Below are 13,377 nucleotides of genomic sequence, written 5' to 3' on the forward strand. Positions count from 1 at the left end.
ATAAATATTTACCAGCTTGATCTAGTTATATCATAACATAATCCTAAGTCTCTACGGAAATCGAAAGCGAAATATTTAGAAAGTGTTCCAAAAAATTCGGGATTGTGTACAGCAAAATGTTGGATCCTGCTTACTATTGCTTGCTGTACACAATCTGGACAAATCTGTTACACGCCCCGGGCTATGAGATCCTCAGCATGCTGCAGCGCCTGGGCGAGTTTGGAAGCATCCTTGCCCCCCGCTTGTGCCATATCCGGACGGCCCCCGCCGCCTCCGCCACAGATCGAAGCCACTTCTTTAACGAGCTTACCAGCATGGTAGCCTTGCTTCACCAGGTCCTGCGGAACGGCTACGACGAAATTCACCTTGTCGCCCGCTTTGGAGCCGAGCACGAGGATCGTCTCCGGAAGTTTGCCCTTCAATTCGTCTGCAATGCCACGGAGTCCATCCATACTGCCAGCCTGCACTTCAGCTGCAAGCAGCGACGTGTTCCCTACCTGCTTCACTTTATCGGTCAAATGGCTGGCTTCAATGGCTCCAAGCTTGCCTTGCAGGGACTCGTTCTCCCGGGCAAGATCCTTCACCTGTTGGTTCAGGCCCTCGATCCGCTTCGGCACGTCCGCAAGATTGCTCTTCAACAAGCCGGCGGCTTGCTTGAGCAGGTCCATTTGCCCCTCCAGATGCTCATAAGCGTAGCGGCCCGTTACGGCTTCAATGCGGCGAACGCCGGAGCCGATGCCGCTCTCGCCAAGCAGCTTGAAGATTCCGATCTGGGATGTGTTGCCTACATGGCATCCGCCGCACAGCTCGATGCTGTAATCTCCGACCTGGACGACACGGACGATATCTCCATATTTCTCTCCGAACAATGCCATGGCACCCATCGCCTTCGCTTCATCAATGGCCTTGCGCTCGATAACGACCGGAATGCTCTTCCACACCTGTTCATTCACGCGGCGCTCAATATCGGCCAGCTCCACCTGCGTAATGCTGCCGAAATGGGAGAAGTCGAAGCGCAGACGCTGCGGTTCAACAAGCGAACCTGCCTGATTGACATGATCGCCCAGAACTTCCTTCAATGCTTTATGCAAAAGGTGTGTGGCTGTATGGTTCTTAACGATATCATTGCGCATAGCGGAATCCACCTGCGCCTTGACCGTATCGCCCACCTTAAGCTCGCCGAGCTCCACGGTTACGAAATGCACGTGCTGTCCATGCGGAGCCTTGAAGAGACCTTCCACTCGGGCACGTACAGATCCGCCTTCCAAAATGCCCTGATCGCTGACCTGGCCGCCGCTTTCGGCATAGAACGGGGTAACGTCCAGAATGACCTGGCAGGTCTCGCCTTCACTGACGCTGTCTGCAAAGCTGTCACCGGAAACAATGGCGAGCACTTTAGCCTCGCTGACGGTGTCATTATATCCAACAAATTCACTTTTAACCGTATAATCGGAAAGAACGCCGCCTTGGACCTTCATGCTTTCCGTTTCATGACGGGCCGCACGAGCACGGTCACGCTGTTCCTTCATCGCGGCATCAAAGCCTTCACGGTCCACGGTCAATCCGTGCTCGGATGCATAATCCTCCGTTAAATCAAACGGGAAGCCATACGTATCGTACAATTTGAACGCGTCGCTGCCGCTGATTACCGATTTGCCCAGCTTCTTCGCTTCTGCGCTCACGTCTGCCAAGATGTTCAAGCCGTCAGAGAGCGTTTTGTGGAACTGTTCTTCTTCCGTTGCAATGACCTTCTCAATAAAAGCGCGCTTCTCAACGACCTCTGGGTAGTATACTCCCATAATATCGCCTACGGTTCCGGTCAAAGTATACATGAATGGTTTGTCCAGCCCGAGCACCTTTCCATAACGAACCGCACGGCGGAGCAATCGACGGATGACATAACCGCGGCCTTCGTTGGACGGCAGCACGCCATCGCCTACTGCGAAAGCAACTGTCCGGATATGATCGGCAATGACTTTCAGCGCGATATCGTATTCCGTCTTTTCATTGTATTTAACGCCGGCAAGCTCTGCCGTCTTCTGGATGATCGGCTGGAATAGGTCGGTATCGAAGTTGGATGCCACATCTTGCAGAATGGAAGCAAAGCGCTCGAGTCCCGCACCCGTATCAATGTTCTTGTTCGGAAGCGGTGTATAGCTGCCGTCCTTGTTGTGGTTAAACTGGGAGAATACGAGGTTCCATACCTCGAGCCAGCGTTCATTCTCACCGCCTGGGAACATTTCGGATTCCGGAGCATCCGTATCGTATCCTTCACCGCGATCATAGAAAATCTCGGTACAAGGTCCGCAAGGTCCTTCGCCGATATCCCAAAAGTTTTCCTGCAGCTTAATGATGCGCTCCTTCGGGAGACCGATTTTTTCGTTCCACAGCTTGTAGGCTTCCTCGTCTTCCGGATATACAGTAACGGACAGCTTCTCCGGATCGAAGCCGATCCATTTCTTGTCCGTCAGGAACTCCCAGGCCCAGGTGATAACTTCTTCTTTAAAGTAGTCTCCGATGGAGAAGTTGCCCAACATTTCGAAGAACGTATGGTGACGACGGGTTTTGCCGACATTCTCAATATCATTGGTCCGAATACATTTCTGCGAGTTCGCAATTCTCGGATTTTCCGGCTTCACACGCCCGTCAAAATAAGGCTTGAGCGGAGCCATGCCTGCATTAATCCAAAGCAGGGACGGGTCATTGTGCGGAACAAGCGATGCACTTGGCTCAATATTGTGGCCTTTCTCTGCAAAAAACTCTAGCCATTTGGAACGGATTTCACTAGCTTTCATCTCTACACTTCCTCCAGTCATAATATAGGTCCGAATCACTTGTATTCGAACACAAAAAACGCCCCTGAATTGAATTCAGGGACGATGTTCTCGCGGTACCACCCTGGTTATCGTCCATTCGTCCTCCAGCAGAAATCTCCTGGAACAACATATGTAACGATCGCCTCGTAACAGCTGGATAACGGGAGCTACCCGGTGAATTTGAATCACACTCAAAAATTAGCATTCGGCTTAGGTTCGCTTCCAGGTTCTCGCAGCCAGCCGGAAATTGTCCGGGCAGGAACCTGTTCTCTGGGCAAGGTACACAAAGCCTACTGGATTTTCTCATCGATTTGTACGGTTATAGGTTTATCATTTCAAGTATATATAGGGTGAAACTATCTGTCAATGCATGAGCATTGCAGCTGAGACTGGAGCCTTCAGCCGGATTTCCTTCTGACATAATAGGCGAAAAAATGCTGCAGCAGCACTTTGATGACGGCAAAGACAGGAACAGCCAAAATTAAGCCTACGGTTCCTGCCACCTGTCCACCGACAAGTAGTGCAAATATGATCAGGAGCGGATGCATATGCAGCTTTTTGCCTACCACTTGCGGTGAGATGACATTGCTCTCCAGCGTTTGACAGACCATATTAACCACCGCCACCAGCAGCACCATCTTCCAGGAAATCGTAGATGCCATCACAAGCGCTGGAGCCGCGCCGAGAAAGGGGCCCAAATAGGGAATGATGTTAAACACCGCCACGATGCTTGCCAATAGCAGCGCGTAGGGCATACCCACGATCATGTACCCTACATAGGCTAGTACGCCGATAATTAAGCATACGAGGAATTGTCCGCGGACGTAATTCCCGAGGGCCGTGTCGATCTCTTTCAGCAGCGTGACAATCGACTTGCGGCGGCTCCGCGGCAGATAGGATACGGCGGTTCGCTGGAACACCTCAAAATCTTTTAGTATGTAGAAGATCAGGAACGGAACAATTAACACATTAAACAGGATATTAATCGTGTTGCCGATATTGTCCATGAAATCCGAAATTCCCCCGGCCAGCCTCGATTCCATCTGCAAGAACCAGCTATTGACGCCTGTCCTTACTCCCGGGGGGAGCAGCCTGCTGTCCAGATTGGTCATCAGGCTCTGGGCGTTCATCGATAATTCAGGCAAATGCTCGTTGAGCTCCTCCAGCTGCCGGATCAGCATCGGAATCATATTGATCAGAATGACGGTAAGTGACGTCAGAAAGACAGCGTAGATGAGCAGCACCGCCATGCTACGCGGAACTTTACGGTCGGAGAGCATGCATACTACCGGATTGAGCACATAAGATATGATCATGGCAACCAGAAATGGCGCCAGGACAGCCTTGAGAAATCGATAGACATCCAGAAACAGCGGACGCAGCAGCCAGACAAAGTAAAGAGAGATGAGTCCAAGCATTAACCATACCAACAATCGAAACCATTTGTTCTCGGTCAGCTGTTCCACACAGGCACCCTCCTTTTTCGAAAGCTACCCTGTAGTATATGTACAAGCTTCCAGAAATAAACTAACATTTCTGCAGGCCAACATGAAAAAGACTCCCTGCTGCTCAGCCATATAGACCTTCAGCAAGGAGTCGTTATCTAACTATATGTACGCGTTCTTAGGAAGACGCGTGCATAGGAGGGAAATCCGGCTGCATTTCATCACCGAAGAACAAATCATCCAGAGAGCTGAGCGTACCATCCTCTTCTACCTGGTATACGGACATTTTCTCTCCGTTGACTGTCAATTCGATAAAGCAACCCCAGCAATAAAACTGGTGGGAGCCGATTTTCCCGATATCTTTGGAACTACAGTTTGGACATTTCATCCTACCTCACCCTATCCGTTCACAGAATTAATGGCTTTTTCCAGACGCTGTTCGCTCATCGGGGGTACCATAACGGCACTTTCGCCGATAGCCATTTCCGCTGTGCAAGGCAGCCATTTGCGACCTTCGATCAAATCCGAGACAAATCCATCGGATATTTCCAACCCTAGTATTGTATTGCCCTGTTCCTGCTCAAAATAAACATCCGATATACGTCCGAGCAGGATACCATCCTCTGTCAAGACCTGCATCTCTTTCAGTTTGCGCTTGCCCAAAAGGAACGTAAGTGGTATATCATTGGCGCCCACCTTGCGGACAGCCTCTTGGCTCCGGATCATGACGGCATCTTCCCCGTATGCTACGATATCTTCCCATGAGACGCTTTTCACATGCGAGGAAAACAAAGCCTTGCCTTCCAGCTCCAACCCGGTAATCAACCAGTTCTCATCTAGTATAAAATCGTGGATTTTGCCGATTTCCTTACCGTTCTCCACGTCGAATACAGCCAGTCCAATCATTTCTTGAAGTTTCATACTGCAGTGGACACCTCCTCATCCTTCATGGTTTGAAATCAGCCGCCGGTCAACATTTCGTGAGCCAGAACGGGTAATTTCCAAGGATGAAATGGACGAACGCATACCCCCTATTCTCTAGAAGGAGAAATCCCTTAACATCTATTTACGTAACCGATTAAGGATGGTTCCAATTTTTTGGGCAGTGTGCTCCATTTCTTGAGTAGTATTACCCAAACCGAAACTAAAACGAATCGCGGAGCGCAAAACAGGATCAGAAAGTTTCATTGCTTGGAGTACATGGGATATTTCCAGAGATCCCGACGTACAAGCCGAGCCGCTTGCCGCCGCAATTCCTTCCATATCGAGGTTCATCAGCATCGTCTCCGTATTGGCACCGGGAAAGCTGATATTTAGGATGTGAGGTAGGTAATGCTCCGAATTTCCGTTGATTACAAAAGCATCCTCGCCAATCTCCTGACGAAGTCCTTCAAGCAGCGTCGATCTCAGCTCGCGATAATGCTGGATACGCGTCTCCATATTCTTAACGGTCCATTCCACTGCTGCCGCAAAACCGGCGATGCCGGCCATATTCTCTGTTCCGGCACGGCGTTTCTTCTCCTGCAGCCCTCCGAACAGACGTGGAGATACGCTGAGTCCTCTGCGGACAACCAATGCTCCGACGCCTTGGGGGCCGTTGATTTTGTGGGCGGAAAAACTCCACATGTCCACCGGCAGCTCGCGGCAGTTGATCGCCTCCGCTCCCAATGCCTGAACAGCATCGGTATGAAACACGATGCCCCGGCTGCGGCAGAGCTCGCCGATTTCGCTGATCGGCTGAACGGTGCCTACTTCATTATTGCCATACATGATGGTGACCAGCACCGTGTTGTCCTGAATCGCACCCGCAATGTCCTCCACAGAGACACGCCCAGTAGAATCGACGGGGACATAGGTAACCTCACAGCCCCGCCGTTCCAACTCATGGCATGTATGAAGCACCGCATGGTGTTCAACTGCTGACGTAATCACATGCTTGCCATTCACGCCAAGCGACTCCAGCAATCCCAGTATAGCCAAATTATCGCTTTCGGTGCCGCCTCCGGTGAACACCAGCTCGTCCGATTGGCATCCCAAAAGGGACGCAATTCGATCACGCGCCCCGTTGACGATCTTCTTCGCTTCCCGTCCAAAAGCATGAACGCTTGAAGCATTGCCGTATTGGCTTGTCATCACATTCATCATCCGCTCAGCAACCTCCGGATGAACCGGGGTTGATGCGGCATGATCCAAATATACTGATCTCATATCCGTCTCACCCTTATATATAGAACATATAGTTGTCTGCAGCAGACTGTTCATGATAGTTGATCAGATAGTCCAGCGTCGTGGAATCGAGCACTTCAGCAATGCTGTCGCGGATACGAAGCCATAGATCCCGCTTCGCCGGATCGTCCTCTTCCGTGAAGTCCACAGGGGATATCGGTCCTTCAAGCACGCGGATTACATCTCCTGCTGTTATAGAGGCCGGATCACGGGAAAGGATATATCCTCCGTATGCGCCACGGATGCTTTTGACCAATCCAGCATTTCGCAGCGGTGCGATCAGCTGCTCAAGATAATGTTCCGACAGCTGGTTCTTCTCTGCAATGCTCTTCAGCGAAGTTGGTCCTTCACCAAACCTGGCGGCCAGCTCCATCATAATTGTTAATCCGTATCTTCCTTTTGTTGATATCTTCAAGGGTGACACCTCTTTCGGTAATTTGTATATTATGTCCATCCTGTACATGAATTGTAGGTGGCGGGTTTAGCGACAAATACGACGTAATCTAAGCGTGAAGCAGCTTATCCTGTATTTTTCTCCGTATTCCGATCATTACCCTCAGCTTATGGTAACATATCCTGGACCTCAATGGGTAATATTCCAGCCGGAAACCCGAAAAATGTTCACGCTGAGTGGACAAAATGAAACGTGTGAACCTTGTCCCAATATGTTAAAATACCTCCATGGGCACAATTCAATATGAAAATGGTGATAACGATGTCAAAAGAAAAACATAACACTCGTATCGTTGTCGGCATGTCGGGAGGAGTCGACTCCTCCGTAACAGCACTCCTGCTCAAGCAGCAGGGCTATGAAGTGATCGGCATCTTTATGAAAAACTGGGATGACACCGATGAGCTTGGCTACTGCACAGCTGAAGCGGACGCTGAAGACGTGCGCCGCGTGTGCGAGCAGCTCGACATTCCCTACTATACCGTCAATTTCGAGAAGGAGTACTTTGATAAAGTATTTTCCTATTTCCTCGATGAATATAAAGCTGGGAGAACGCCGAACCCCGATGTCATGTGCAACCGTGAAATCAAATTCGGTGAATTTCTGAATAAGGCCATGGATCTGGGAGCCGACTATGTGGCTACCGGCCATTACGCCCGCGTCATCGAGGAGGACGGACAGTACCGCCTGCTGCGCGGCGTCGACAGCAATAAGGATCAAACCTACTTCCTTAATGCGCTGAGCCAAGAGCAGCTCTCCAAAGCAATGTTCCCGATCGGGCATCTGCCGAAACCGGAAGTTCGCCGACTCGCTGAGGAAGCCGGACTGTATACCGCCAAGAAAAAAGACAGCACCGGCGTTTGCTTCATCGGCGAACGGAATTTCAAAGAATTTCTTGGACAGTACCTCCCCGCCCAATCCGGTGATATGGTGGACATTGTCACGGGTGAAGTGAAAGGCCGCCATGATGGCTTGATGTACTACACGCTGGGACAACGCCAAGGTCTCGGCATTGGCGGCTCAGGCTCCGGAGAGCCTTGGTTTGTGGCCGACAAGGATTTAACTAACAATATTCTGTACGTTGTCCAAGGCGATCATCCGAGTTTGTATTCAACTGGACTCGTTGCCTCCGGAATCAATTGGATTGCAGGACAAGACGCTATGCCCAAAGACGCCTTTACCTGCACCGCGAAATTCCGCTACCGTCAGCCGGATCAAGAGGTAACGATAACTCCACGCGAAGACGGAACCGTTCATGTCGCTTTTGCCAAGTCGCAAAAAGCAATCACGCCGGGCCAAGCCGTTGTCTTCTACCAAGGGGACGAATGCCTTGGCGGCGGAACGATCGAAACGGCGGATAAAGTTCCATATTAATCCGCTGCCGTAATGCGAAGAGCACACACTGAACACGGAAGTTTCCGTAAAGTGTGTGCTCTTTTTTTTTACGTGCTAGCGAAGAACATATTCTACCGTTACTCCCCGTTCTAGGCTGGCGGCTACGTCAACTAAGCGCTGATTCGAGCTGCCTCGAAAGGGAAGCGAGACATCCCTTAGCTCCAACTGAAATTTGCCATCCACGATAACATCACACTGTTTCGCCAATTCGCTCAGCTTTGGCTGCCTCATCAGCGCTTCAAAGGTGAAGCCCGTGTAGGCCCATACACTTTTCCCAGGACAGAGGGTCCTGAGCTTGCGTACAAACGCCGCGGACTCCTCCGGCGAGAAGAACGGATCCCCACCGCATAAGGTCACGCCATCCAGCAAAGGGTTGTCGATAATATCCTGCAGTATGGACGTAGACAATTCTTCTGTAAACGGCTCCCCCGCTTCAAAGTCCCAGGAATCCGTATTAAAACATCCGGCGCAAGCATGACGGCAGCCGCTCACGAATAGAACTGCCCGAACTCCTGGGCCTTCATTAATGCTCTCGGGGATATACCCGCACACATTCACAGATGTTTCACCCGATCCCTGACCTCAGCCTGCTTGGCCGAATTGAAGCGCTCCGTATAATTGCCCGTTAGGTATCCCGTCACCCTCCGCAGCCTCTGGAAGTTTCCATCCGCCTCCGAGGCTCCGCATCCAGGGCAAGAGCTTCCGATGATCCCTTCGTAATTGCATGCCGGGCAACGATCGACGGGATGGTTTACGGAGAAATATCCGATATTCTGCTGCAGGGCAAACTGTACGATGTCCCGAAAAGCAGCCGTATTCTGCCGGGCATTGCCGTCCAGCTCCACATACGAAATCGCTCCTGCATTACACAGCTCATGGAAAGGAGCCTCGGAACGGATTTTGCGGTACGCGGCCATCGGATAATACACCGGAATATGAAACGAATTCGTATAATACTCGCGATCTGTGACACCTTCGATCACACCAAAGGTTTGCCGGTCCAGCTTCGTGAATTTCCCCGATAACCCTTCTGCCGGCGTGGCAAACAACGTAATGTTCAGGTTATATCTTTCACTGGCTGCATCGCAAAACTGACGCATATGCCGGATGATCTCGATTCCCAGACTGCGGCTGGTCTCATCTTCTCCGTGGTGCAGCCCGGTTAACGCCTTCAGGCATTCAGCCAGCCCGATAAATCCAAGCGCAAGGGTTCCGTGCTTGATGAGCACGCGCACCTTGTCTTCCGGTGCCAGTGCCTCGCCGCCTTCCCACACGCCTTCCCGCATCATAAAATCAGACGCTTTGGCCGGTTGGTCGGCCTGCAGCTCGTAACGATGAATCAAACCCTCTACCGCAATCGTCAAATACTGATCCAACTGCTCGTAGAAGAGGTTCAGATCGGGCATATCCCGTTTGCCTTCGATAATGCCATGCTCAATGCCGAGACGAACCAGATTGATCGTATTAAAAGATAAATTGCCTTTGCCGCTTAGACGGTTTCGCCCGAACCGGTCTGAAATCGTCCGGGTTCTGCAGCCCATGGTGGCAATAATCGTGTCTGGCTCGTCCGGGTTATAGTAGACCAGATTAAACGATGCATCCACGTTGACAAAATTCGGGTAGAGCCTGCGGCTGGAGCACTCAACAGCTTTCAGGAACAGATCGTAGTTGGGCTCCCCTTCCGCCTGATTAATCCCCTGCTTGCACTGGAAAATATGCTGCGGAAATATCGGCGTCTCTCCCCCGCCGAGTCCTCTCATCGTGGCATCCAGTAGAGCGTGGGACACCAGCCTTCCTTCGGTTGACGTGCACATGCCATAGTTCAGCGATGTAAAAGGGATCTGTCCGCCGGCCCGGCTGCTCATCGTGTTCAGATTGTGAATCAGGGATTCCGCGGCCTGCTTTACTTCATTCACCGTTTCGTTATATGCATAGTGATATATTCGTGGATAAATTTCTTTCAATTGCTCATTGTCTACGTATAATTCGTTATCCAGAAGAACTCGTGCACCGGGTCTATTGTCCTCCACCTCTCCGAAGTAGGCCAGCCCTTTGCGAAAATGCCGACGAAACGATTTACCGACATACGGGGCCAGATCCCAATCGATTTTATTTCCGGACACGCCGCCGAATTGACTGTTCTGCTGGGATTGAAAGATGATGGCCACCAGCGCCATCGCGGTCATGATGCTCTGCGGCGGCCTAACCGATCCGTTACCGGTATTGAATCCCTTGGCCAATAGTCGGTCAAACGGAATGAAAATGCAGTTCGTTGTTCCGAGTGCATACTGGTCCAGGTCGTGCACATACACATAACCATCCCTCACCGCTCTCATGAGATCTCCTGGGAGGATGAATTTGCTTGCCATCCATTTGGCGTACTCGGAGCCGATCCGACTCATTTTTCCACTGAAGGATTCCCCGTTCAGATTCGCATTCTCCCGCAGCAGATCCAGATTCGTTACCCCAATAACATCCGTGCTGATCTTGTAAAGCTCTCCCCTCCGCATCCGCTCCAGGTCACGGGTTTCCCTGTAATGTTGATAAGCTGCCGCAGCCTCTGCATAACCTGTATTTTGCAAATGCTCGACAACAATATCCTGAATTTCCTCCACACTCACCTGCTCCATCTCCGCAGTGGCACGAACAACCGCATCGCCAATCTGCAGGGAAGCCTCCATGCGGGACACACCCTCAACGGCTATAAACGCTTTATCCACTGCATTCACAATCCGGTTTATCTCAAAATTCACCAGGCACCCGTCTCTCTTCATGACTTTCATGAAATCGATCAACTCCTTCTCCTTAGATCATCAACACACTATATATAGTCTCGGTTTATAAATTTACATCCATATATAGTTTGATGCTGTGAGATAGATCACGGCGGTCAGTCTGAGAAACGGATCAGGCGATTCCTGAAAACAGCCTTGGAGGCCTTAAACCCAACAAAAAAAGGCACTCGAGTGATCCATCGATCACATCGGGTACCTTCTTGCTTATCTACAGTAGAATTAACTTTCGGCGGGCGGCATTGGAGTTGGTGTCGGCTTCGCATAGCCTGTGCTGTATTTCTCGTCGATTGCGGTCCGAATATCCGTCAGGCTCTTGCCCTCGCTGCTCATTTTGGCAGATTCCACGGCAATGTCCAAACACACCCCGCAGCGGGTGCCATGATCGTCCCACACCACGGTGCCGTCCTCCTGAATCTCATCAATAAAACAGTTCAGGTTGCTCTCATGACCGGCACTCTCTCCACAGCCGCAATAACAAGGAATATATTTTAGGACATCACTCACCTGCGCAGACAAGGCATAGATCGTTTGCAGCTCGCTGGTCTGGCTCATCAAAAAGGTAGGCAGCTCGTCAATCGAAGCCGTCGCCTCCTGAATATCCCCGTTGGCCAGCTGCGTCTGATGTCCGTGCTCATGCGCTGCCTCGGCTGCCTGTCCACTTTCGACCTGCTCCTGGGCGTTTTTCCCCGAACAGCCGCTCAGCATAAGACCAGCGGACAGCAGCAGGATGACAAACCGTTGTTTCCCTGTTTTCATCATTCGTTTCCTCCATTTAGCTAAACTAGCGGCCATTGATCCCGTTATTGCTGTAAGACCCTATTCTTCGCGTCGTAATCGCTGATTGTGTGCGATCTTGGCTTCATTCCCCTGCTCCGTCGCCTGATAGAACACCCGGCGGGAGAGCTCCTTCGGCAGATATTCCTGCTTCACGTAATGGCCTGGATAATCGTGCGGGTACTTGTAGCCGACATGTCCCAGCTTCACCGCCCCCGAGTAATGCGCATCACGGAGATGAAGCGGAACCTCAGCCGATTTCACTTCATCCATGGCGGACATCGCCCGGGATATGGCGGTCACAACGCCATCCGATTTGGGGCTCTCCACCGCAAACAGAATCGCCTGGGCAATGTTCAACTTGGCTTCCGGCCAGCCGTTATTCCGGTAGGCATCCAGTGCGCTCACCGCCTGCACCATCGCTTGCGGATTAGCCAGCCCGATATCCTCGCTGCTGGCAGCGATCAAGCGGCGGATGAACACCATCGGGTCCATCCCTAGCTTTTCGACCGCATACAGGAACCAGAACAAGGCCGCATCACTGGAACCTCGAATGCTTTTATGGAAGGCAGACAGCACGTCATACTGCGTGGACTCGTCCGCCTTGACGAGCGGCTTGCGTATCGATTCTTCGGCCACTTCGAGCGTAATATGAACCCTGCCGCTTTCATTCGGGGGCGTGGTCATGGCCGCTAATTCGAGGGCGTTCAGAGCACGGCGGATGTCGCCGTTTGCCATCGTTGCAATATGCTCCAATGCTTCCTCGTCTGCCTGGAGATCCATGAATCCAAGTCCCTTATCTGGATCGGATAACGCGCGCTGCATGGCGATCATGGAATGGTTCTTAGTCAGCGGCTCAAGCTGGAACAAGGTTGAACGACTCATCAAGGCCCCATTTACGTAATGAAATGGATTCTCTGTTGTCGCGCCAATAAATATAATCGTACCGTTCTCCACGGCAGGCAGCAGCGCATCCTGTCTTGAACTGTTAAAGCGGTGAACCTCATCTAGGAACAGGATCGTTTTGGTGCCGTACAGACTGCGGTTGCTCTGGGCTTGCTCAATGACTTCCCTGACGTCCTTAACCGAGGCTTCCACCGCATTCAGCCGAACGAAGTACCCCTTCGTTTGCTGGGAGATAATATGCGCCAGCGTTGTTTTGCCGCAACCCGGCGGGCCGTACAATAAAATGGAAGAGACCTGGTCTGCTTCTATGGCACGTCTGAGCAGTTTGCCCGGTCCGATAATTTGTTCTTGTCCTATATATTCATCCAGCGACGAAGGGCGCATCCGATCGGCCAGCAGCCTGGAATCCCGGTCCCCTTCACGCCCGATACTGAATAAATCCATAACTACACTTCCTTGTCTGATATCAATGCAAAGATAAGCCGGTTTCAATCAAATCCGTCACACTCTATCATACCATATTCAATTTTGTCATGCCTGTAGCAAGCCTATGGACATCCACGCTAGTG

The 13,377-nt window shown here is 51.3% G+C and carries 11 protein-coding genes; 1 reads left to right on the forward strand and 10 read right to left on the reverse strand.

Annotated elements, in window-relative coordinates:
• Positions 1 to 167 precede the first annotated feature (167 nt).
• From alaS to cymR, 6 genes are all read right to left on the reverse strand, one after another.
• Positions 168 to 2,795: an alanine--tRNA ligase gene (gene alaS, locus AB4124_RS31335; protein ID WP_441975247.1), complete on the reverse strand. Its 2,628-nt coding sequence runs from the start codon at positions 2,793 to 2,795 to the stop codon at positions 168 to 170.
• A gap of 419 nt (positions 2,796 to 3,214) precedes the next feature.
• Entirely contained in the window at positions 3,215 to 4,282 is a 1,068-nt protein-coding gene (locus tag AB4124_RS31340) for an AI-2E family transporter (protein WP_076320456.1), read from the reverse strand.
• A 157-nt stretch (positions 4,283 to 4,439) separates the two neighbouring features.
• On the reverse strand, positions 4,440 to 4,649 hold the full coding sequence (locus AB4124_RS31345; protein WP_071222775.1) for a hypothetical protein: 210 nt from the start codon (positions 4,647 to 4,649) through the stop codon (positions 4,440 to 4,442).
• An 11-nt stretch (positions 4,650 to 4,660) separates the two neighbouring features.
• Positions 4,661 to 5,182, reverse strand: coding sequence for a PRC-barrel domain-containing protein (locus AB4124_RS31350; RefSeq protein ID WP_076320455.1), 522 nt, complete (start codon positions 5,180 to 5,182; stop codon positions 4,661 to 4,663).
• A gap of 141 nt (positions 5,183 to 5,323) precedes the next feature.
• On the reverse strand, positions 5,324 to 6,469 hold the full coding sequence (locus AB4124_RS31355) for a cysteine desulfurase family protein (RefSeq protein ID WP_430113225.1): 1,146 nt from the start codon (positions 6,467 to 6,469) through the stop codon (positions 5,324 to 5,326).
• A 13-nt stretch (positions 6,470 to 6,482) separates the two neighbouring features.
• Positions 6,483 to 6,902, reverse strand: a complete 420-nt coding sequence (cymR, locus tag AB4124_RS31360; RefSeq protein WP_009592789.1) for a cysteine metabolism transcriptional regulator CymR — start codon at positions 6,900 to 6,902, stop codon at positions 6,483 to 6,485.
• Between the two features lie 300 nt (positions 6,903 to 7,202).
• On the opposite strand from cymR, the gene mnmA reads away from it, so the two are divergent.
• The gene (mnmA, locus tag AB4124_RS31365) at positions 7,203 to 8,312 is read left to right on the forward strand and encodes a tRNA 2-thiouridine(34) synthase MnmA (protein WP_441975248.1); all 1,110 of its coding nucleotides are present in this window, start codon (positions 7,203 to 7,205) and stop codon (positions 8,310 to 8,312) included.
• Between the two features lie 75 nt (positions 8,313 to 8,387).
• On the opposite strand, the gene nrdG is transcribed toward mnmA, so the two are convergent.
• The 4 genes from nrdG to AB4124_RS31385 form a co-directional block, all read right to left on the reverse strand.
• On the reverse strand, positions 8,388 to 8,891 hold the full coding sequence (gene nrdG / locus AB4124_RS31370) for an anaerobic ribonucleoside-triphosphate reductase activating protein (protein WP_441975249.1): 504 nt from the start codon (positions 8,889 to 8,891) through the stop codon (positions 8,388 to 8,390).
• Positions 8,888 to 11,116 (reverse strand): anaerobic ribonucleoside triphosphate reductase, encoded by a 2,229-nt coding sequence (locus tag AB4124_RS31375; protein WP_441975250.1) that lies wholly within the window; start codon positions 11,114 to 11,116, stop codon positions 8,888 to 8,890. Before AB4124_RS31375 ends, nrdG begins: the two co-directional genes overlap by 4 nt.
• A gap of 231 nt (positions 11,117 to 11,347) precedes the next feature.
• A complete protein-coding gene (locus AB4124_RS31380; protein ID WP_430133415.1) occupies positions 11,348 to 11,887 on the reverse strand; it encodes a PCYCGC domain-containing protein in 540 nt (179 codons plus the stop codon).
• Positions 11,888 to 11,944: 57 nt separating this feature from the next.
• Positions 11,945 to 13,252, reverse strand: coding sequence for a replication-associated recombination protein A (locus AB4124_RS31385; protein WP_441975251.1), 1,308 nt, complete (start codon positions 13,250 to 13,252; stop codon positions 11,945 to 11,947).
• Between the last annotated feature and the right edge of the window lie 125 nt (positions 13,253 to 13,377).

The organism is Paenibacillus sp. 2KB_20 (genome assembly GCF_052115765.1).
Lineage (GTDB): Bacteria > Bacillota > Bacilli > Paenibacillales > Paenibacillaceae > Paenibacillus_AQ.